This is a genomic window from Dactylosporangium cerinum, assembly GCF_042653625.1.
In the GTDB taxonomy this organism is placed as follows: Bacteria; Actinomycetota; Actinomycetes; order Mycobacteriales; family Micromonosporaceae; genus Dactylosporangium; species Dactylosporangium cerinum.
In genome coordinates this window covers 22,358-43,441 of sequence record NZ_JBHSIU010000108.1, presented here as the reverse complement: position 1 = coordinate 43,441, position 21,084 = coordinate 22,358, and the positions used below count along the sequence as shown (strand labels likewise).

Here is a 21,084-nt window from a genome sequence, read left to right as displayed (position 1 = left end):
CCGTCGCCGTCCGTCTCAAGCCACACTCCCTCATCGCAAGATCAGGTGCACGCTCATCGGCAAAGTCGTGCACGCTGCCGCTGGCCCAGCCGCGACGGACAGTGACTGCCGCATCGGTGGACATGCGATGACAGCGGCAGATCAGGATGCCTCCACCAGGGCGTGTTCAGTTCGCCGCCACGGATATGGTCCCTGCTTATTCACGGTCAGGGCTGCTTCCCGCATGCTGATCCATTCCAGGGGCCGAATTCGCCCAATGGAAGCGGGGCTGCACGACGAGCAGCCCCATTACGATGTGCATCGGCATCACGGCCAGTAGCGCCCTCGTGTCACCGGCTGTGCCCAACAAGGTAAGCGCCAGCGCGGGCAGCACGAACACTCCGAGTGCGGACAGGCGAAACCAGAACCGTTGCAGGTCCGCCGCCACGGCCCGCAGAAGCATCAGCTCACCGGCAGCCAGGACTACAGCCGCGATATGCAGCGGCATCGTCCAGACGACACCAAGGATCACGACCCCGATGATCCTAGACGCGCGGTCGCCCTCCGCTGCCGCGAGAATCGACAGCGTGCCGAGGTCGAGTGCGACGTAGACAAGGACGTACATGGACAGCCACAAGCGCCATGACGCATCCTCGATCCTGCGCAGGGTTGAGCACTGGGGAAAGAAGGCAGGGGACGTCATGCCATCACCGCAACATGCGGTGGCCTACCGCGCCGGTCGCCTGCTGGCGTAGGTCAACACCCTCTTCGCGGGATCTGAGGATGCGCGATGACCATGGTCTGTAACCGTGCCTTGGTGCGTCCAGGTCGGCTGCCCCGCGCCGGCCGACTCGCTTCTTGAACACGTTCATATTCTGCGCCTGGGCTTGGCCCTGACGCAACAAACCGATCGTTCACCATCGCGGTCACCGCTCGTCGAGGCCGGACGGCATCCGCACATCGGCAGTTCCGAGCGCCCGCCTGCGCCGAATGCTGGTCACGAAGCGTGACCGCTTCGGGCGGCCTGGCGCGCTCGGTCGGCGGCATTTCCGCGCATCCGATCATGGTGTTGGTGCTTGGAGTTCACGCTCGCCATCCCGTCGGAGGGAGCGGTGGTGGAGGGATGTGTCCTGCCAGGCGCAGGACGCGTGGGCTGACGCAGCCAGGTGTCATCGACCTTGCCCTCGTCGCAGGGCGACGAACCGAGCTCTATATGCTCGCGCCGCTTCGATGACGACGGGGAGGTATGAAGCGGTGCGGATCTTCATGGTTGCAGGGGTTGCCGCGGCGGTGCTGGCACTGGGCGCCGGGTGTGCGGACGAGGGCGGGGCGACCGATGCGGGGGTGTCCGCGGCGGCCACGACTGCGGCGGCGTCGCCGTCGGTGGCGAGCGGGGAGGCCGCTTGCGAGCCGATCAAGGCGTTGCAGGTGCAGTACTTCGACAAGGTCATCGCCGCGCTGCAGAAGGCTGGGCAGGCCGCCCAGAGCGGTGACTCAGCCGGCGGCGCCGCGGCACTCGCGGACGCCCGGAAGCTTGCCACCGAGTGGGCCGGCAAGCTCGAGCCGGTGGCGGGCCAGGTCAGTGACCCGGATTTGAGATCGGCAGTGTCGCAGTTCCTGGGTCAGCTCAAGCAGTTCGGCACCGGCCAGGCGAACATCGCCCAGATCCAGACGGCCGCGCCAGCCCTGACCTCCGTGCTGCTCAAGGTGTGCCCATAGGGCTGACCAATCTGGTCGGGTGCGCGCTCATCGGCATTATGCGGGTAATCTTCGATTACCCGCATAATGCTTGATATGTAGCGTGATCGAGCACTACGTGCCCGATCAGAGGAGCCTCACGATCACTTACATATCAAGCATGTCCGTGCGCGGACCACTCCGGCCGTCGTGACGCTGAGTAGCACTCGGATCGCGGCATGTCCGCGCAGCTGAACAAGAGGACGTGATTCACCCTCACGCCGCCCGCCGTGCCGCGCCACACCGATCCACGAGACGCGCCCTGTACCTCACCAAAGGGTGCCGGTGGTGCGGATGGTGTCGAGCTGGCCCGAGACGGCATAGCTTGCCGCCAGCAGCGCGACGGCCGCGCCCGCAAACGTCCACCAGCGGTGCGGGCCGGGGGCGCGGCCGAGCAGGGCGGCGGTCAGTGCGGCGGCGAGCAGGACCTCGGCGACCCCCTCGACGAGCCAGGCCCAGCCGGCGCCGAGGGTGTAGACGTGCACGGCAGCGACCGCGCCCTGTCCGGCCAGCAACGCGAACGAGCAGCCTGCGACAAGCGCCGCGACAGTAGGGCGGGCCCGGTGGATGGCCTGGCCGAAGAGGCCCAGCACCGTCCCGCCGGCGATCGAGGCGGCGGTCCAGAAGGCGGCCGCCGTCAGTACCGACACCAAACTCGACGCACCGGGGAAGGCATCGCCGTCGGTGACGGCATCCCGCCAGCGGTGGCCGTCGACGAGAATGATGCCGTAGTAGACCAGCGTGGCGACGGTGAGAACGGTGACCGCAGCGCCGATCGCGCTGCGGCGGTCCCGGGCTGCGAAGCCGAAGGCCAGGCCGGCCGCGCCCCAGGCGAACATGCTGCTCGACACCAGCAGCATCACGACGGCGAGCGTGCCTTGGCAGAAGTCGGCGGCGTAGGCGAGGCCACCCAGGACCACACCCACCGAAGCCGCCCGCCACCACACGGAAGGTGATGCTACGCAAGGACTTTCGGCGCTGGGGGTATCTGGAGCAGCGCGAGCCGACGCGCGGACCCGGCGCAGGCCGCGTTGATCCACGAGACACCCCCTAGTCAAATGTGACGGCGATCCCGTCCATGACCCGCGGCCACGAAGCGTGACGATCTCCAGGCAGCGCCGCGCGAGGCCCGCGGCAGATCAGGATGCAAAGCCGGTTGAGGATGCTTGGTGAGTTGGAGATCCTTGTCCGCGTGCCACCTGCAGAGGATGACATCACGCTTCGACTGACCTCAGACGAGGCGCTCGTGCTGTTCGACTGGCTGCACCGTTGTGAGGACGAGGACCGAGTGGTACCGCCCGAACACCACGGCGAACAAGTCGCTCTGTGGAATCTCTCCGCGTTGCTTGAGCGTGAGCTGGTGCAGCCGTTCCAAGACAACTACGGAGACTTGATCGCCCAAGCGCGCGTCCGGCTCGCGGGCGAAGCTGGAGCGTCGTGACTGACCGTTGCGTCCGGTCGACAACGCGGCTGATCAATAGGCCGCAACTCGCGGCATGTGCGGATGCTTGCCGGGGTACCCAACGGCGGTTCGTTAGAGGTTTGGTTCTTGGTGTCGTCAACGGAGGTTTCGCGGTCAAGTCTCCCGATCGCAGCGCTGACCACGCCCCAGTGTCGACAACAGCCGGGGGCAGGTCCGGAGGCCATCAGCGTGAGTGGCTGGACCGCAACTTCATCAGCTGCGTATCCGATGCCAGGCACCGGTGACGATGTGGCCGGGCGGGCCAGCATCCATGCACCGACCGCACGGGTGGCGATGAAGGTACCGGTGAAGGGGAGGTCGCTAACCTCAGCCGGGACGCCGTGTCAACAGCTGGGCGAAGTGGTGCATTTGGCGGCGGGTGGGGTAGGCAGGACAGCGCCGACCATCCGCCGTCCGCCTACGCCAACATGGAGCAATGTCATGACGGAACCCGCGCCGCGTATCGACTTCGCCAACCTTCCCGCGCCGACCGAGGGCATCCTGGTGACGTTGTTCATCACCGTCCGCAAGGTGGCGCGGTCCCGCGACTTCTACTCGCGCGTTCTGGGCGGCACCATCGTCCTAGAGGAGAACCCGTGCATCGTCAAGCTGTCGAACTCGTGGATCATCATGAATCCCGGCGGGCCGCCGACCCCCGACAAACCAAACATTTCGGTGGTCGACTACCAGCCGGACAACACCACGTCGATCTTCATGAACCTGCGGGTTGCTGACATCCATGCCTGCTACGAGGAGTGGAAGGCGAAGGGCGCCGAGTTCGTGACACCGCCGATCGACCGCGAAGCCGAGATCCGCTGCTACATGCGAGACCCGGACGGATACCTCATCGAGGTCGGCCAGTCCACCGGAATGCTGCAGGGCAAGCTTGCCGCCAAGCGCCCGGAGGATCTTCCGGGCTGAAGCCCGCCCATGGTGCGCTTGACGGTGCACGCTATCACCCTGTGTAACGAGCGGAATGCGGCAGAAGAGTATGCCCGGGCAGTGACTGGACCCTCGTCGTGCGGATTCATCCGGCGATTCGCTCGCGGGCGGCGATCGTCGCGGCGAGCAACATCTCGTCCGCGCGCATCTCGGCGTCGTCATCGCCGATATTGAACCCCGCTCGACGCCGCGAGGCTATGAACCGATCCAGCCGGTCGAGTATCGGCCGGGCATGCGACCCCATCGCGGTGAATACCTGCAGCACCTTTGGCCCGTGCAGGTCGTCGGACAGGTACTGCGGCAGGACCGCCAGCAGTTCATCGGCGACTGCGGGACCTTCGTGGAGCCACAGTGCGCCGGCCGATTCCACCTGCTCGAATCCGGGAACCCTGAAAAGACTCCGCAGTTGCTTGTGCTGGCGGACGGTGAGCCCGCTGTGCTCGGCGAGCCAGGTCAGCAGCTCCGATGCAAAGCGGCCACGGCGAAGTTCTTCCGGGCGTCCGGCGAGATACCGTTCGGCCACGGCCCGATCCGACGTGATTTTGAGGAGGGCGAACGTAGCGCCTTGCGTCGGGTAGTCCCGCAGCTCCGGGACCGCAGCTGCGGCGGCGGGACCGATCTGTCCCAGGACGTAGAACGCCCAGTCCGGAGTGTCGTTCTCGGCTCCCTCGAGCCTGGCAATGAGCTCCGGCACGGCTGCAACCGCAGCCGGACCGAACACGGCCAGTACGCGCATCGGCAGTTCCGGCGAGCAGGAAGCCGGCAGCGCCGCCAGGATCTGCCGGGCAGCGGCCACCGGTGCCTCCGGGTCAGCGCCTGCCCGAGCAACCGCCCGGAACGCCGCCGCCAGCCGGGGCTCGTCATTGTCGGAGAGCATCAGCCGTACCAGATGCGGCACCGCGCGGCAGTCGCCGACACAGCCCAGCGCGGTGGCGGCCACCGCGCCGAGCTCAGGGTCGTCCATCACCGCCGCGAGATCGTCGACGCGCAGCCGGGACGCGGTCAACGACAACGCCAACGCTCTCAGCGCCGCCGACCGCACCTCAGAAGGACCCTCCCCGAGCAGACCGGTCAGCATCGGCGTCACCCGGCCGGGCGCGGCGCGCCACGCACGCATCGCCGCAACCGCCATCCGTACGCCTTCGAGCCTGACCTGCCGACTCTCGGCCGGGTTCGCCAGCCGTTCCGCCCAGGCACAGCAGTCCTGCTCCCGATCGAGACCGATCAGCGCCCGCGCCCAGAGCTCACCCGCTGTCTCCGCAAATCGGGATTCCGGCGCGTTCAGGACACCGATGGAGGCTTCGAGATCGGCCCGGATCGCGGCGTCCATCGCCGGCCAGGCCGCCGAGTCGTCCCTGCTCAACGCCGCGCTGTTGGCCAACAGCCGGACGGCCGGAACCGGATCCCGCCGCAGGCGTTTCAGGGTCGCTTGATGCCCCGGGATCTTGCCCCGGAGTACGGCGTGCAGGAGGGCGATCCGCACGACCGGATCAGTCGAGGCGTTCAACGCAGCCAAGGCCCGATCGGATTCGCCGGTGTGCACCAGCAACGCCGCCGCGGTACGCCGTACCGGCAGGTCCACGTCACGCAAGGCCGACTCGGCGGCGAATACCACTACAGGCCACTCGGAGAAGTGGAAACACAACTGGGCCAGTAACTCGAAAGTCGTCCGGCGCACCGATGCGCGGCCATCGGTCGTAAATGCCAGCAGACGATGGGTTGTCGGCCCGTCCGGGTCGGCCTGGACAGTGTCGAACATCCAGGACCGCGCATGATTGCCGGGGACCAGAAGATCGCCCGAGACGATGCCCGCTTCCAACCACCCCCAGCCGTCCGGCGACACCGCCGGCGCCGGGCTGTTCACGCTGCGAGGCGCAGGGCGCCCTTTCCGTAGGTCATGAGCCTGATCCTTGCTCAAGAGTGTCCCGACGCGCAATGTGATCACGTATCCGCTTCTCGGCACGACAGGAAGCCTTACCTCGTCGATCGAGTGACTCTGAGTAACGATCGATAGCCGGCACGACCGCGCACCCACGGCGGCAGATGCGCATGTCGCAGTAGACGGCAGCGACCTCCGACAAGGCGGCCGCGGTCCGGCAGAAGCGGGTCCGGGCCGGCATCGGCGACGACGTACGGCACCGGGAGAAGTGGCGCCTGGCGTTGAACATGCTCGACGGAATGATCGAGCAATGGGGCCCGGCGAAGCCGCCAGCGGTCTCGGACTGCGGCTACAGCGACTGCTCCAACGGGGGCCTGGTGGCGCTCGTTGTCGCCTGCGTCATGCGGTTGAGGCGGGCGCCTCCGCAGCGGCAGGGGAGGGCCCGTGTTCGCGGAGCATGGTCAGCAGCCCGGGGAAGCGTTGTTCCACCTCGTCGTACCGGAGCGTGACCAGCCGGCGGATGCCGTCGACGCGGGTGCGGATCAGGCCGGCATCGCGCAGCACCTTGATGTGGTGCGACAGGGTGGACTTGCCGATGGTGACGCCGGTGTTTCTGAGGACGTCGCTGCCGCAGGTCCAGTCCCCGGCGGCGTCGAGCGCCCGCACGAAGGTGAGCCGTACCGGGTCGGCGAGCGCGCTGAGCACCACGTCGATCGTCACGGTCTCGAGGGCGGGTTCGATCACCTCGGTCACAAGAGGAAGCGTAGCCAATGCTTGCGGAAAGTTCGACCCACGTCGTACTGTTCGGTCTAGATCGAACCGTACGACGCAGACCGAACACTGGATGGATCATGAAGGCGATCATCTACCGTGACAACGGCAGCCCCGACGTTCTCCAACTCGTCGAACGTGACCGGCCCGCGCCGGGTCCCGGCGAGGTCCGCGTCCGGGTCGCCGTGTCCGGCGTCAACCCGACCGACTGGCAGGCCCGCTCCGGCATTGCCCACCGCAAGCTCTTCCCTGAGATCACCCCGCACCTCGACGGCGCCGGCGTGATCGACGCCGTCGGTGAGTGCGTCGACCCAGGCCGGGTCGGGCAACGGGTGTGGCTGTTCATGGCCGCCGCCGGGCGGCCCACCGGCACCGCCGCCGAGTTCACCGTCGTGCCCGCCGACCAGGCCGTGCCACTGCCCGACGAGGCCAGCTTCGACGTCGGCGCCTCGCTCGGCGTGCCCGCGCTCACCGCACACCGCGCACTGACCGTCGCCGAGGACGGGCCGCGCCGCCTGTACCCCGGCGCACTCGACGGCAAGATCGTGCTCGCCGCCGCCGGGGCCGGCGCGGTCGGGCACGCGGTCATCCAGCTCGCCCGATGGGCCGCCGCCACCGTGATCAGCACGGTCAGCAGCCCGGAGAAGGCGAAGCTGGCCACCGCGGCCGGCGCCCATCATGTGATCAATTATCGCGAGGGCGACCCAGCCGCCGCCGTCCGTGCCATCGCCCCGGACGGCGTCGACATCGTCGCAGAGGTGGCGCTAGGCGCGAACCTCGCACTGGACCTGGCCGTGCTGCGCACACGCGGCACGATCGCGACCTACGCCAACGAGGGCGGACAAACGGTCGAGCTGAACGTGGGGCAGAACATGGTGCTGAACACACGCTTGCAGTTCCTGGTGCTCTACACGGCGGGCCCGCAAGCGCGCGCCACAGCGGTCGAGGACGTCGCCGCAGCGGTCCGCGACGGCGCCCTGCCGGTCGGCGAGGAGCGCGGCCTGCCACTGGTCCGCTTCCCGCTGCACCGCACCGCCGACGCTCACCGGGCACTGGAGACCGGCACGGTTGGCAAGGTACTGGTGGACGTCACGCCCTGAAGTTCAGCCAGCAGCCGCACCTCTGACTCGCACCGGTGCGGGTCCGCATCTCGGCAGTACCGGAAGCCGCAGCCTCACCGTGCTGGTCACTCGCTGTGACGTGCACGGACCGGCCGCCGCGCACCAACGGCGGCATGTGCGCGCACGCGGAGCGCGACGGGCGGACACCTGATCAAGCTGGCTCGGCCGCGTCGTCCCAGGCGGCGGCGGTCGATCGCTCGTCGAGGCACTCCCAAATGCGGAACCGGACCCAGGGGTCGATCTCGGTTGTCTGCAGTTGGCGCAGCAGGGGAACGCTCGCAGGGTCGAACCAGCGGACCATGGCGACGCCGCATGAGCGAACCAGCGGATCCGGGTCGCGCAGCAGTCCGGCGATCGCGTCGCCAAGCAGTCCTCGGGGCGCGCTCACCTCTGCGAATCGCCAAAACTCATGCGCCGCAGTTGCCGCGCGGCGGCGCCGTTCGAGGTCGGGACTTGCCAGCTCTGCCAGCATGTCGGCGAACGTCAGTCTTTTCAGCGCGCCAAGCGCACGCAGGTCTGGCGGGGTGCACGACCTGGCGTACCGCTCAATGTCATCCGCGATCTCCCCGGCGTCGTCGAACCGGCGCCCATGCTTGTTCCGTGCTCCGTCCAGCAGCAACCACATCGAGGCACGCACGTCGGCGTCCGCGTCGGCTGTCATGGCGCCCACCAACGCCGTCCACGAGCTGTCGCGTATCGCTGGCAGATCCAGCAGCGACACCCCGGCCCGGCTCCGCCTGTCGGGTGAGGCATCGCTGAGGAGTACGGTGACCAGCTCGGATTCCGGTAATGGGAGCCGCTCGCCGAACCAGCTGACGTCGTATCCGGCGACCGCCTCGTCCACCCACCGCTCGTACCAGGCCAGAAAGTCAATATCCTCGACGACGTACGGTGCCGCTCCGCCGAGGCTTCCCCCGTCGAGGTTGAACAGCCGCCCCCTCGCCGGTCCCGTCACGATCAACTGCGTAGTGAGGGAACACCCGTGAGCGGCGACTTCCAGCGTGCCGCGTAGAAAGTTCTGACCCGGACCCGGCGGGTTCTCGTGTCGCTGCTCCCAGTCAACGGGATACCGCGGCCCCGGCAGGTACGGACTGGGTTGAGCCAGATGACCCGAGCGCCGGTACGCACAGCACGAGGGCTTGAGACGGCATAGCCCGTAGCCCGGCCCGGCACCTTCGCCGCCCAACTCGGTCACGAACAACCGATACGCCGGCGGCAGCGACACCTCGTGCCGTTCCTCGAACTCCGCCACCACGGCCTTTGACAACGGCGGCCCGACCACGAAGCCGTGCGCTTCCGCCCCGAACGGCGTCGGCACTACCGGCTTCGCACGTGCCTCGGCGAGCTTCTCAGCGATCCGCCCCAGCCGAACATGATCGGCATCAACCATCCGCCCAGCCTACAAAACGGCCCCGTCGGCGGGGCTAAGGCGAATGCACGCTCATCGGCAAAGTCGTGAGCCGCGGTTACGTTCCCGACGCCATGTACGCCGCGAGGATGTAGTTCGGGTGCCGGTCGAGGTTGTTGCGGGCTCGGTCGTAGCGCATCGTCGTGCGTGGGTCGGCGTGGCGGGCGGCGATCTGCACGTCGCGGAGGCTGACACCGGCATCGAGCATGGTTGTCACGAAGGTGTGGCGCAGCATGTGGGGGTGCATGCGCGGCATGCGGATGCCTGCGGTTGCGGCCAGGTGTTTGAGGCGGCGGGTCGCGGCGTGCCGGTCCATGCGGGTGCCGAGGGTGTTGCGCAGGATCGGCCCTTCGGCGCGGCCGTCGACGGCGCGTTCGATGGCCCGGGCGACGGCTGGCGGAAGCGGGATGAGCACGACCTGCCGCCTTTGCCCCGTAGCCGGAGGACGCGATGACCGTGCTCTTCGCCGAGATCGCTGATGCTGGCAGCGCAGGTTTCGAAGATCCGCAGGCCGAGCAGGCCGAGCAGTGCGATCAGGGCGAAGTCGTTCGCGTTGGCCGACAGTCGGGCGGTGGTGATCAACGCTTCGAACTGCAGGTGCCCCAGACCGAGCGTGGGCGATTCGGCTGGCACGGTCGGCCGGCGGACGTAGTCGGCGGGTGAGTGCGGCAGGATGCCGTCGATGACGCAGACTCGGTAGAAGCCGACCACGACCGACAGCCGTCGGGACACGGTGGACGGCTGGTATCGACGCACGTCCTGCAACCACCGCAGGTACCGCTCAATGTCCACCCTAACGGCGCCGAGCGCGTCGAGGTCGTGGTCGGCGCGCCAGCGTAAGAAGACTCGGAGGTCCGATTCGCTGTGCAGCCGGGTCTGACCGCGGTAGCGGCCGAGGCAGGCGGCGATCGCCGCACGGAGGACGAGCGCGTTCGGGGACCCGCCGCTGACGGCTGGGGTGATGATGGCAGCCATACATCACCGTGCGTCACCCGCTGCGATGAACACCAGTACGCCCGCTGCGGCAGATGCGGGCGTCCAAGCCGGGGCTGCGGCAACCAAGCGAATTGCCGCGCCGCAGTCGGGTCACTCGACGAAGCTCAGAGCCGGCATCCCAGCGCCCTCGCCCTCCGGGCGAAGCTCGACCCAACCGAGCCCCTGCTCCACCAGTGCGACCGCCAACCGCGACACCACGCCTGCGGCAGCACCATCGTCGACCGTCAGTTCGACATCGAGGTTCCAACCGTCCATGCCGGCCCCGGCCCCGGTCACTTCACCGTCCGCGCCAAGCACCGCCGTGAGAAGGTCCTCGACGTCGTCGCGGTCAACGTCGTCGGGGAGCAACCGTCTGCCGATGACCTCGATGAACACCGACCGATGATAAGCGGTGCTGTCCTACCCCCTGGCCCGTTAAGCGCCGGTCCAGGGCAAGCCGATCGCGGCATGAGCGGACAGTCGTCGTTGGTAGCGTTCGCGACCATGGAGTCGCAGATCATTCACCTCAACGCGACGGCGTTGCACGTTGGTGTGACGGGCCACGGTCCTGACGTCGTCGTCCTGACCGGTGGCCCCGGGTGTGCGCAGTATTTAGAGCGGGACGATATTGCGCCGCGGAACCACCGCGCCTGGTACCCCGAACCGCGCGGCGTCGGTCGTTCAGATGGCGGCCCGCACACCATGGAAGAAGCGATCGCCGATCTCGAAGGCATCCGTGTAGCAGTCGGTGTTCAGACCTGGATCGTGGTGGGCCATTCGTGGGGTTGTGATCTCGCCGTGCGCTACGCAGTCGAGCATCCAGAGGCGGTGGCCGCGGTCGTCGGCATCGCTGGTAGGGGTCCCCAGCGCGACCGCACATGGTCCGAAGCGTACGAAGCCGGTAAGGCTGCGGAGCCTGTCGTCGACATCGACTGGGTGCCCGAAGTGCATGCAGCTCTCAGCAAGTCCTTCACCGAGTGGATCCATCAGCGCGATCTGTGGAGCGGACTGGCAGCCTGCACCGTACCGATGCATTTCATCGCCGCCGGAGACGACATCCGCCCGCCGTGGTCCTTGGCACAAATAGCCGCGCTCGTTCAACGTGGGAGATTCTCCACCGTGCCTGACGTACCGCATGACTTCTGGTTCACCCACCCTGAAGTGTGGACCCAGACCGTCACCGACGCTTGCACCGATTACGACCTCCGCCCGCAGCACGCTCGTCGCCGTGCACTACTTCATCGGTAGCTGCGACTGGTGGATCTGCGAGTACGAGCCGGAGACCTGCACCGCCTACGGCTACACGTGCCTCGGCGACCCCGATGGCCGAATTACCGTTGAATCATGACAGTTGTGTGACGAAACTGCCGGACCCGAATGTTCATCCGGGTGTTCCCTCCTGCTGGCCAACGATCGGCAAGACTCAGCGCGAACCAAGATCCTCTATTCGGAGTACTGCCTTGGCCACGCGCGGAAGACGGCAGTGGCGGGGAGCGGTGTGCCTGGTGGCGCTCGCGGTCCTCGCCGGGTTCGCCGTTCCCGGGACGGCGGCGGCGCACCCGTTCGGCGACCCGCAGACCGTCGCCGTCGGCCTCGGCGACGACCGGCCCGACGTCGTGCGGGTGCGGTGGCGGGTCGGCGGGTCCGACGACCTGACGCTGCTCGGGGTGTCGCTCGGCATCCTGCCGCAGGACCGGGTCATGCTCGACGGCGCCGTCTTCTACCGCGACACGGACGCGGCGGCGATCGCGCCCGCGCCGGCGTTCGCGAAGTACCTCCTCGAACGGATCACGGTCCAGACCAACCGTCAGGCCTGTCCAGGGGTGCTGCAGCCGATCGACGACCTCGCCAAGCGGGGCGTGACGATCGACTACACCTGCCCGGGGCCAGTCGGGACCGCGTCGGTCGCCGTGCGGACGCTGACCGACCTGCACCCGGCCTACCAGACCCTGGCCACCGGGCCCGACGGGCAGCGGACGGTGTACCGCCAGGGCGCCGACTCCCACGACTGGCCCCTCGGCGACTCGCCGGCCACCGTGCCCGCGTCCGGCAGTAGTGCCGCGATCCAGCTCGGCGCGGTCGTCGCCGGCGTGCTGGTCGCGATCGCTGTCGTTTGGCTGGTGGGCCGTCGGATGCGGCGCAGGAGGGCACCGGCATGAGCGACCGGTTGCAGGAGTTCGTCAACGCTCCGGGCATCGCGCCGCTCGCGTTCCTGTTCGCGTTCCTGGCCGGCGCCGGGCACGCGCTGGGGCCCGGGCACGGCAAGAGCCTCGCGGCGGCGTACCTCGCGGGCTCCCGCGGCCGGGTCCGCGACGCCGCCTGGCTCGGCGGCACGGTCGCCGCGATGCACACCGTGTCGGTGCTCGCCATCGGCGTCGCCTGGACGTTCTTCTCGCTGTCCGACCTGGTCCGGATGGAGCAGCTGACCGGCTGGCTCCAGCTGGTCGCGGGCCTGCTCGTCATCGGCACCGGCATCTGGCTGATCCGCCGCAACATGCACGGTCATCACCATCACCATCATCACGGCGACGATCATCACCATCATCACGACGCGCACGACCACGAGCACGAGCACGAGCACGGCCATGAGCACGACCACGGGCACGGCCAGGTGAAGAAGCCCGGGCTGGTGCTGCTCGGGATGTCCGGCGGGCTCACCCCCTCGCCGGCCGCGTTCCTCGTCCTCGCCACCGGACTGTTCGTCGGCCGCGCCGGGTTCGCGCTGCTGCTCGTGCTCACCTTCGGCGCCGGCATGGCCGTCGTCCTCTTCGGCGTCGGCGTCCTCGCGATCGCCGGCCGCACCGTTCTCAGCCGGACACCCCGGCTCCACGCCGCCGCCCGCGTGGCCCCCGTCCTCGCCGCCGGCGGCATCACCGTCTTCGGCGCCGGCATCGTCGCGTTCGCCGCGATGCACCTCGTCACTGTCACATAAGGAGAACCATGAGGCACCGACTACGGCGGGCGCTCCCGATCGCGCTCGCCGTCGTCCTCGCCGGCGGGTCCGTGCCCACGGACGCCGTCGCCGAGAACGCACCGCCGCTGACCGGCGGCGCGCCCGTGCTCAACCTGAGCGACGGGCAGACCCTCGAAGGGCGGGTCCGGGTCGAGGCCGAGCCGACCGTGGAGAACGACTCCGTCGTCGCGCTGACCGTCGACGGCAAGGCCGTTGGGGCCGCGCCGACGAAGGGCACCGCGCGCTTCGCGTTCGACATGGGCGGCAACGGTACCGAGGCCCGCTACCACAACTACATCACCGTCAACGACCACACGGCCGAGGCGGACCGGGTCTACTTCCCGGACATCCCCGGCGGCCGCAGCGGCGTCCTGGAGTTCCCCGGCGCCTGGCTGCACGCGGGCGTCAACACGGTCACCGTGCACGCCGGCGCGAACTGGGTCGACACCACCAACGCCAACGCGGTGGGCGTGGAGACGCTGCCGTTCGGCGAGGGCCTGCGCTGCCCGAACTACGACGACTTCCCGCTGAGCAGCCTCGCCCTCAGCCTGCTCGGCGTCGTGGCCGACGGCGAGGCGAACGCGTTCAGCTACAGCTTCGGTGACGGCACCTGCGGCAGCTCCAAGAACCTGCTGGTGAAGGACCTGACGTTCGTCGTCTCCGGCGAGCCCGGCTCGACCGCCGGCCTGGGCGTCGACCTCGACACCAGCACGCTGGACAACGGCGCCCACGCGGTCGTCGCGACCACGAGGTCCGGCGCCGCCGCGCAGGCGCTCGTCGCCGTGAACAACGCGCCCGCCGGTGCCCCGAAGATCTCCCCGGCCGACGGCTCGCTCGTGCGCGGCAGCCAGCCGGTCATCGCCGCGCTCGCCGGCGCGCCCGGCGTCGGCAGCGTGCAGTCGCTGGCGATCGACGGCGCCCCGGCCGAGAACGCGGAGTCCCTCGCGGCCGGCACCGCGACGCTCGCGCTGACCGTCGAGGCCGGCAACTCGGCCGAGGCGAAGTACCACAACTACCTGCTCGTCAACGGCAACCGGGTCGACCTCGGCGGCGACTACGGCGTCGCCGGCGCCGAGACCGCGACGCTCAAGGTGCCGCACCGGTACCTCAAGTCCGGCGACAACACCATCCTGCTCAAGACCGGCGACTACAACGGCACCCTCAGCGGCGCCACCTGCGCCAACCACGACGACTTCCGGGTCACCCGGGCGTCGGTGAGCCTCACGCTGGGCACGTCCGGGACGGTCACCGCCGGCCCGACGTACCTGGTCACCACCGCCACGAGCGGCGCGGTGACGAGGGAGGCGACGACCGCCGCCTCCCTCGCCCTGGGCGACGGCACCTGCGGCGCCAACAAGGAGGCCGAGTTCCACTTCGACGTAGCCGACGCCCCCACCACCCGCACGGTCGACACGCTCGGCGCGGGCACCGACGCCCACCTGCGGGTGTTCGTCGGCGGCAACGGCGCCGACAGCGGCTTCGACAACGTCGTACGGATCAACGGCATCCCGCTGAACCTCGGCATCTGGGAGAAGGAGGTCGCCGACCTCGCGTTCCCGAACGAGTGGCTCGTCCCCGGCGTCAACGTCGTCGAGTTCGTCGCCGGTAGCGACCACGGCAGCGCCAAGGCCGGCGGCTGCGACAACTACGACGACTTCACGCTGCGCGACTTCCAACTCGCCCCGGCGGGCGCGAAGGCGACGCTGCTGAGCCGCGAGATCGCCGGGAACACCGTCACGATCGGCTCGGCGAGCTACCCGGCCGGCCAGCCGGTGACCGTGTACATCGGCGACGGCACCTGCGGCAGCAGCACCAACGGCGTGCTCACCAAGACCGTCCTGTTCGACGTCACCGCCGAGAACGGCGGTGCGCTGCCCGCGCTCGGCCGGCGCGCCGACGTCGACACCACCAAGCTCGGCGACGGCGGGCACACCATCACGGCCGTCGTCGGCGACAAGACCTCGACCCGGCGGTTCACCGTCGACAACACCGCGCCGGAGGTAGCCGACAGCGTGCCGGCCGAGGGCCAGCGGCTCACGTCGACCGTCGCGCTCGTGGTGCAGGTCAAGGACGCCTCCGGGGTCGCCGGCACGCCGGTGATCACACTCGACGGCAAGGCCGTCGCGCAGGGCGCCCTGATCGGCCGCGGCCTCGCCGCCGGTGCGCACACGATCGCGGTCACCGCGGCCGACGTGCTCGGCAACACGGCCACCCGGGAGATCCACTTCACCAGCGCGAGCATCCCGGACGTGCCGTCCGAGCTGACCGCGACCGTCGGGGACCCCAACGCGCCCGGCGCCACGCTGTCGGCGAAGATCCCCGGACCGGCCGGCGTGCCGCTCACGGCGACCTTCACCAAGGCCGACCAGGTCCTGCCGACCGGCGGCTACCAGGGCACGGCGACGTCGGTGCCGAGCACGCTCGACGTGGCCCACGACGCCGCGGTACAGCTGGCGTCGCTCCAGCCGCTCGACGGCCGGACGATCGACACGCCGTCCGGGCGTGACGTGGTGTTCCAGCGCTACGACCTGAGCGTCGGCACCGCGCAGGACCCCATCCTGCGGTGGGAGGGCAGCATCGACCCCGAGCGGGTCGTGGCGCTGCGCGTGTGGGACCCGGCGGCCAAGCGCTGGACGGTGCTCACCAGCTCCCGCGGGCAGGCCGGCCACACCACGGTGCTGGCCGCGCCGGTCGGCGCCGAGCACCGCGACGGCGGGACCGTCCACGTCCTGGTCACCGGCGAGGACCCCTTCGCCGACGACCTGTCGCCCCGCGACGCGACGGCGCAGCAGGACAAGGACCGCTTCGAGGACCCGGGCACCTACGACTTCGCGCTCGCGCACTTCACCGACACGCAGTACCTCAGTGAGGGCGCGGCCGGCGGCACCTACGACGACTGGGACGGCCGCGCCGAGCCCTCCGACGTGATGGCCGCCGAGGAGCAGGCGATCTGGGCCGCGGCGTACCGCAACACCACCCAGTGGATCGCCGACAACCGCGAGGGACGCAAGATCGCGTACACCGCGCACACTGGCGACATCATCGAGAACGACTACTACGACCCGCTCGCCAAGAACCCGGACGGCACGCTGCTGCGGCCCGGCCTCAACGAGCAGGTCGAGCGGGAGCTCGCGGCGGCGTCGGAGTACCAGAAGGTGCTCGACGACAACGGCGTGGTCAACCAGGTCATCGCCGGCAACCACGACGACCAGCTGGGCGCCGAGACCGGTCCGGACTCGCGGTTCAGCAAGACGTTCAGCGCCGACCGGTACTACGGTGTCGCCAAGAGCTGGCCGGCGGGCACCGAGTACCACGCCTGGGACGAGCAGGTCGCGGCCGACGGCAGCGTCATCCCCGGCAAGGACAACCAGAACAACTACGTGCTGTTCTCCGCCGGCGGCCTGGACTTCGTCGCGGTCGGCCTGTCCTACGGCGTGACGCCGCAGGAGGCCAGGTGGGCCGACTCGGTGTTCAAGCGGTACAAGGACCGCAACGGCATCCTGCTGTCGCACGACTACCTGAAGCCGTCGGTCAACCCGGACGGCCGCGGCGCGGACTTCTCGGCGCCGGACGGCTCGCCGCTCTACAAGCAGGTCGTCGAGGCCAACCCGAACGTCTTCCTGGTGCTGGCCGGCCACGAGCACGGCGTCGGCACCAACGTGAAGTCGAAGGTCGGCGTCACGGTTACCCACGACGTCGTGGAACTGCTGGCGGACTACCAGTTCTACACGGTGTCCGCCGGTGACCTGTGGCCCGGCCGGGTCGACGCGAGCGGCAACATCGACGTCAACGGCGACGGCACGGTCGACCACAAGGCCACCGACCGCCTCCAGTTCGGCGCGAGCTTCCTGCGCCTGCTGCAGTTCGACGTCGACCGGGCCGAGGTGCACATCGACACGTACTCGCCGTTCCTGAACAACTTCGGGGCGACCGAGTACGACATCCGGGCCGACGGCAGCCAGACGAAGCCGCGGTACAACGGGGCCGAGGACAACCTGACCCTGCCGGTCGACCTCACCACCCGCAAGACGTCGTTCGCCACCGACTCCCTCGCGCTGTACGTGCCGGGCGGCACGATCGCGCAGCAGGAGGTCACGGCGAACGGGACCGCGACGGTCACCTGGTCCGGGCTCGCGCCGGCCACGTCGTACGGCTGGATCGTCTCGGCGACGAGCGCCGACGGCGGCGCGGCGGTGGCCCAGCCGGCGGTCTTCCGCACGGTCAAGGCCAAGCCGCAGGTGACGGCGACGGCCGCGCCGGTCGACTGGGGCACCGCGGCGAAGGTGGACGTCACCGTGGCCGCCGGCGGCCTGCCGGTCACCGGCAAGGTCGAGCTGCGCGAGGGCACGACGCCGCGCGGTACCGCGGAACTCGCCGCGGGCAAGGCGAGCTTCACCCTGCCGGCCGGCCTGTCCGGCGGCGTCCACAACCTGACCGCGGCCTACCTCGGCACCGACGGCTACGAGCCGGCCGAGGCCGGCGTCGCGGTGACGGTGAACCTGCCGCCGGCCTGGGTCGCGACCACGCAGTACAAGTTCAACGCCCGGGTCACCTACCAGGGCAAGGTGTACCAGGCGGCCTGGGCGACGCAGAACCAGAAGCCCGGCGACCCGAACGGCCCGTGGCAGGAGATCGCCATGGCCGAGGACGGCGCCGCGCTGTGGACGGCGTCGCGGATCTTCAACAACGGCGAGTACGCCACGTACCAGGGCAAGCAGTGGCGTGCCATGTGGTGGACCCGCAACCAGGCACCGGGCGACCCGAACGGCCCGTGGGAGGAGATCGCCCCGCCGCCGCCGGGTGCCGGCCCGGCGGCGTGGGCACCGACGCGGGTCTACAACGCCGGTGACCGGGTGACGTACCAGAACCACGTGTACGAGGCGAAGTGGTACACCCGCAACCAGAAGCCGGGCGACAAGAACGGCCCCTGGAAGCTGGTCAGCTAAATCAGCCAGGCAGTCCTGCTGCTGGTGCCGTCCCTGATGCCGGGCGCACCAGCAGCAGGACCTGGACCCCCTGGTACTCCTCCATGCGCGCCACCCAGTGGTCCGTGATCTGCGTGCTCAGCTGGGGGCGGCAAGCGGCGAGACTGAGCGATCTGGTCCGTACCCGCCCTGGAACGCACGGCACCCTGAAGGGCGATCTGGCCGGCGGCGGTGCCAGAAAGGCCGCACAGCGTTGCGTGAAACTGATCGCAGCCGAGACCGACGGCCAAGGCTTCTACTCCGTCGCCAGCCAGAAGCGCGTCGACTGCGCGACCCTGCACGACGCTGAGTTCGCCGGCCTCATCGAGCAGCCCGCCGGGACCTACCCCACGTGGGAGGCGCAGCAGGGCTTCGCGGCCCCCCAGCTGCGACGACTTGGTGGCCGCCATGCTCGGCCTGTCCACCGAGGCCCTGTACAAGCGCGGCAACGTGCGCAGCATCTTCACCTACCTCGACGACGAGACCGAGTGGCAGGCCGGCGAGCACTCCAGCACCTGCTACGCGATGTGTCGACCACCCACATGATCCGCGCGACGCTCAAGGCCTCCGCTCAAGCCCGCTGCCCGCTGAGGCATGTCGGACTGGGCTTGTCGCGCGGCCCGCCGCTTGAGCGCGGTCGACCTGCGGCAGAAGTGCTCGCCTGATCGAGCGCGGGCGCCCATAGCGGCGACGTGCTCGATCGTCGCCGGTTCGCGGTAGTGGGCACTCACCGGCGGGGCGGACACCCTGGTTCGGCGGTTATGGGACTTCCCTTGCCGACAGTTTCCCCAGGGAGGCGTCTTCCTAGGAGTGCTTGTTGGCGAGCGCCGAGCGGGTGGCGTGCAACGACGCCAGGAGTTGCAGCCGGTCCGCGGCGGCGCTGCCCGGCTCAGCGGTGAAGACCAGCATGACCGGGCCGGGACTGCCCGGCAGAGGGTACGTGTCCCAGTCCAGAACGATGTCGCCGACCTCGGGAACCCGGAAGATCTTGGTGCCGCTGACCGACTCGCGTACGTCGTGCCGGGTCCACAGCCGTCGGAACTCGGCGCTGCGGATGCTCAGCTCACCGACGATCGCGGTGGCGCGGGGGTGGGTGGGGTCGGTGGCGACGGCGGCGCGCATCATGCCGATGTAGTCCAGGGCCTGCCGCTCCCAGCCCGCGCAGCTCCGCTCGCCGGTCAGCGTGTCGTCGAACATCAGCAGGAGCATGTTGAGCCGGTCGGGCGGGCAGGCGTCCGGGTCGCCGAGCAGTGCCTCCGCCATCGGGTTCCAGTCGAGCAGGTCGAGGTGCCGACCGAGTACGACCGCCGGGGTGTCCATCACCCGCAGCAGACGCCGTGTGCTGTCCGGCACCCGTTCCGGACCGTGGTCCATCCGGGCGGGCATCGGCCGGCGGGCGGCGTGGGCCAGGGTGAACAGGTGCCGGCGTTCGTCGTCGTCGAGGCTGAGCGCACCGGCGAGCGCGTCCAGGACGTTGTCGGACGGGCGTACGTCCCGGCCCTGCTCCATCCGCTGGTAGTAGTCGGTGCTCAGCCCGGCCAGCAGGGCCAGCTCCTCGCGTCGCAGCCCGGTGACCTTGCGCCGGCCGCCCGGCTCCAGGCCGACGTCGTGTGGACGCAGCCGGCTGCGCCGGGCGCGCAGGAAATCGCCGAGCTCACGAGCGTACGGATGGGTCATGCCGCAAGTGTGCCGCCTCGCTGGGCACCCAAGGTAGGTCCCGCAGACCTAGGTAACCAAGGACGAGCGAACCGGCTCGCGTCGGCCCTAGCGTCGTCGGTCTACCGCACCGACACTCCCAGGAGCAGCAGATGACCGGATGGACCGCCGACCGCATCCCCGACCAGCATGGCCGGATCGCCGTCGTGACCGGCGCGAACTCGGGCCTCGGCCTGGTCACCGCTACCGAGCTGGCCCGCCACGGCGCCCACGTCGTACTCGCCGTCCGCAACACCACCGCTGGTGAGGAGTCCGCCCGCCGGATCGGCGGGAACGTCGAGGTGCGCGAGTTGGACCTGGCCTCCCTTGCCTCCGTGCGGGCCTTTGCGGCGAAGCTGGCCGCCGACCATCCGGCGATCGACGTGCTGGTCAACAACGCCGGCGTGGTGTTGCTCGGCCCGCGCCGCACCTCCGCTGACGGCTTCGAACTGCAACTTGGCACCAACATGCTGGGCCACTTCGCACTGACCGGTCTGCTGTTCGGCAACCTGGCCGCGGCGCGTGAAGCCCGCGTGGTCAATCTCAGTTCGATCACGCACAAGAACGCGCACCTCGACTTCGACGACCTGATGTTCGAGCGTGGCTACCGGGCGACTACCGCCTACGGCCGGTCCAAGCTCGCCACCACAATCTTCGGCATCGAACTGGGCCGCCGCCTGCGCGCCGCCGGATCGCCGATCGTCAGCGCGCTGGCCCATCCCGGTCTCACCCGTACCAACCTGACACCGCGTGCCTGGGAGCACCGTGGCCGGTCCGGGCAGCTCATCGCGCGGCTCGGCCTGCTGGCCACCCAGTCGGTGGAGCAGGGCGCGCTGCCGCAGCTGCTCGCCGCGACCGAGCCCGGTTTGCAGGGCGGCCAGTTCTTCGGCCCGTCCAGACTCTGGGAGACGCGGGGCCGGGTCACCGAGGCCCGGCTCAGCCGCGAGGCCGGCGATCCGGCCGTCGGCAAGCGGCTCTGGGCGGCGGCCCAGGAACTGACCGGCGTCAGCTACCTCTGAACCCGGCGGTCACCGGCGCCGGTCGGCGGCAATCCGCAGTGTCTCGACCAGCCGCCGGTCCGTGTCCTCGAACATCAGCTATTCGGCGATCGGATCGCGTGTGCGGCTCGTAAATTCGGTTCGGTGGCTGTGACGTGCGGATTTGTCCGTGGCTCAGCTGCCGGTAGCGGGGATGATTC

At 69.4% G+C, this 21,084-nt stretch carries 20 protein-coding genes; 12 read left to right on the top strand and 8 right to left on the bottom strand.

Annotated elements, in window-relative coordinates; genetic code table 11:
* Positions 1–196: 196 nt before the first annotated feature.
* Complete coding sequence (locus tag ACFPIJ_RS54285; protein WP_380127435.1) at positions 197–682, bottom strand: hypothetical protein; 486 nt, start codon at positions 680–682, stop codon at positions 197–199.
* 527 nt (positions 683–1,209) lie between these two features.
* On the opposite strand from ACFPIJ_RS54285, the gene ACFPIJ_RS54280 reads away from it, so the two are divergent.
* A complete protein-coding gene (locus ACFPIJ_RS54280; protein ID WP_380127434.1) occupies positions 1,210–1,698 on the top strand; it encodes a hypothetical protein in 489 nt (162 codons plus the stop codon).
* A 287-nt stretch (positions 1,699–1,985) separates the two neighbouring features.
* Here the strand turns inward: ACFPIJ_RS54280 and ACFPIJ_RS54275 are convergent, their stop codons facing one another.
* The gene (locus ACFPIJ_RS54275) at positions 1,986–2,663 is read right to left on the bottom strand and encodes a hypothetical protein (protein ID WP_380127433.1); all 678 of its coding nucleotides are present in this window, start codon (positions 2,661–2,663) and stop codon (positions 1,986–1,988) included.
* 227 nt (positions 2,664–2,890) lie between these two features.
* On the opposite strand from ACFPIJ_RS54275, the gene ACFPIJ_RS54270 reads away from it, so the two are divergent.
* Together ACFPIJ_RS54270 and ACFPIJ_RS54265 are read left to right on the top strand one after the other, a co-directional pair.
* Entirely contained in the window at positions 2,891–3,157 is a 267-nt protein-coding gene (locus ACFPIJ_RS54270) for a hypothetical protein (protein WP_380127432.1), read from the top strand.
* Between the two features lie 462 nt (positions 3,158–3,619).
* Positions 3,620–4,099 (top strand): VOC family protein, encoded by a 480-nt coding sequence (locus ACFPIJ_RS54265; RefSeq protein ID WP_380127431.1) that lies wholly within the window; start codon positions 3,620–3,622, stop codon positions 4,097–4,099.
* 106 nt (positions 4,100–4,205) lie between these two features.
* On the opposite strand, the gene ACFPIJ_RS54260 is transcribed toward ACFPIJ_RS54265, so the two are convergent.
* Positions 4,206–5,984 carry a HEAT repeat domain-containing protein gene (locus ACFPIJ_RS54260; protein ID WP_380127430.1) on the bottom strand — a complete coding sequence of 593 codons (1,779 nt, stop codon included), beginning with the start codon at positions 5,982–5,984 and terminating at the stop codon, positions 4,206–4,208.
* 254 nt (positions 5,985–6,238) lie between these two features.
* Between ACFPIJ_RS54260 and ACFPIJ_RS54255 the strand changes: the two genes are divergently transcribed.
* A complete protein-coding gene (locus ACFPIJ_RS54255) occupies positions 6,239–6,508 on the top strand; it encodes a hypothetical protein (RefSeq protein ID WP_380127437.1) in 270 nt (89 codons plus the stop codon).
* Here ACFPIJ_RS54255 and ACFPIJ_RS54250 read toward each other — a convergent pair.
* The gene (locus tag ACFPIJ_RS54250; protein ID WP_380127429.1) at positions 6,399–6,752 is read right to left on the bottom strand and encodes an ArsR/SmtB family transcription factor; all 354 of its coding nucleotides are present in this window, start codon (positions 6,750–6,752) and stop codon (positions 6,399–6,401) included. The two genes, ACFPIJ_RS54255 and ACFPIJ_RS54250, sit on opposite strands and share 110 nt — an antisense overlap.
* Before the next feature lie 98 nt (positions 6,753–6,850).
* On the opposite strand from ACFPIJ_RS54250, the gene ACFPIJ_RS54245 reads away from it, so the two are divergent.
* Positions 6,851–7,870, top strand: a complete 1,020-nt coding sequence (locus ACFPIJ_RS54245; protein WP_380127428.1) for an NADPH:quinone reductase — start codon at positions 6,851–6,853, stop codon at positions 7,868–7,870.
* A 172-nt stretch (positions 7,871–8,042) separates the two neighbouring features.
* Here the strand turns inward: ACFPIJ_RS54245 and ACFPIJ_RS54240 are convergent, their stop codons facing one another.
* Positions 8,043–9,281, bottom strand: a complete 1,239-nt coding sequence (locus ACFPIJ_RS54240) for a hypothetical protein (RefSeq protein WP_380127427.1) — start codon at positions 9,279–9,281, stop codon at positions 8,043–8,045.
* Positions 9,282–9,357: 76 nt separating this feature from the next.
* Positions 9,358–9,792, bottom strand: coding sequence for a tyrosine-type recombinase/integrase (locus ACFPIJ_RS54235; protein ID WP_380127436.1), 435 nt, complete (start codon positions 9,790–9,792; stop codon positions 9,358–9,360).
* On the opposite strand from ACFPIJ_RS54235, the gene ACFPIJ_RS54230 reads away from it, so the two are divergent.
* The gene (locus tag ACFPIJ_RS54230) at positions 9,750–9,962 is read left to right on the top strand and encodes a hypothetical protein (RefSeq protein ID WP_380127438.1); all 213 of its coding nucleotides are present in this window, start codon (positions 9,750–9,752) and stop codon (positions 9,960–9,962) included. The two genes, ACFPIJ_RS54235 and ACFPIJ_RS54230, sit on opposite strands and share 43 nt — an antisense overlap.
* Before the next feature lie 423 nt (positions 9,963–10,385).
* Here ACFPIJ_RS54230 and ACFPIJ_RS54225 read toward each other — a convergent pair whose 3' ends face one another.
* Positions 10,386–10,670, bottom strand: a complete 285-nt coding sequence (locus ACFPIJ_RS54225) for a hypothetical protein (RefSeq protein ID WP_380127426.1) — start codon at positions 10,668–10,670, stop codon at positions 10,386–10,388.
* Between the two features lie 108 nt (positions 10,671–10,778).
* Here ACFPIJ_RS54225 and ACFPIJ_RS54220 point away from each other — a divergent pair, with 108 nt between their 5' ends.
* The 5 genes from ACFPIJ_RS54220 to ACFPIJ_RS54200 all read left to right on the top strand — a co-directional run bounded on the left by ACFPIJ_RS54220 (position 10,779) and on the right by ACFPIJ_RS54200 (position 18,737).
* Positions 10,779–11,522, top strand: coding sequence for an alpha/beta fold hydrolase (locus ACFPIJ_RS54220; protein ID WP_380127425.1), 744 nt, complete (start codon positions 10,779–10,781; stop codon positions 11,520–11,522).
* Between the two features lie 257 nt (positions 11,523–11,779).
* Positions 11,780–12,433: a hypothetical protein gene (locus tag ACFPIJ_RS54215; protein ID WP_354902291.1), complete on the top strand. Its 654-nt coding sequence runs from the start codon at positions 11,780–11,782 to the stop codon at positions 12,431–12,433.
* On the top strand, positions 12,430–13,206 hold the full coding sequence (locus ACFPIJ_RS54210) for a HoxN/HupN/NixA family nickel/cobalt transporter (protein WP_380127424.1): 777 nt from the start codon (positions 12,430–12,432) through the stop codon (positions 13,204–13,206). The genes ACFPIJ_RS54215 and ACFPIJ_RS54210 overlap by 4 nt, the downstream gene beginning before the upstream one ends.
* Positions 13,207–13,214: 8 nt before the next feature.
* The gene (locus tag ACFPIJ_RS54205) at positions 13,215–18,173 is read left to right on the top strand and encodes a carbohydrate-binding protein (RefSeq protein WP_380127423.1); all 4,959 of its coding nucleotides are present in this window, start codon (positions 13,215–13,217) and stop codon (positions 18,171–18,173) included.
* Between the two features lie 426 nt (positions 18,174–18,599).
* A complete protein-coding gene (locus ACFPIJ_RS54200) occupies positions 18,600–18,737 on the top strand; it encodes a hypothetical protein (protein WP_380127422.1) in 138 nt (45 codons plus the stop codon).
* Positions 18,738–18,995: 258 nt separating this feature from the next.
* On the opposite strand, the gene ACFPIJ_RS54195 is transcribed toward ACFPIJ_RS54200, so the two are convergent.
* Complete coding sequence (locus tag ACFPIJ_RS54195) at positions 18,996–19,868, bottom strand: helix-turn-helix transcriptional regulator (RefSeq protein ID WP_380127421.1); 873 nt, start codon at positions 19,866–19,868, stop codon at positions 18,996–18,998.
* 131 nt (positions 19,869–19,999) lie between these two features.
* On the opposite strand from ACFPIJ_RS54195, the gene ACFPIJ_RS54190 reads away from it, so the two are divergent.
* Complete coding sequence (locus tag ACFPIJ_RS54190; protein WP_380127420.1) at positions 20,000–20,905, top strand: oxidoreductase; 906 nt, start codon at positions 20,000–20,002, stop codon at positions 20,903–20,905.
* Positions 20,906–21,084: the final 179 nt, after the last annotated feature.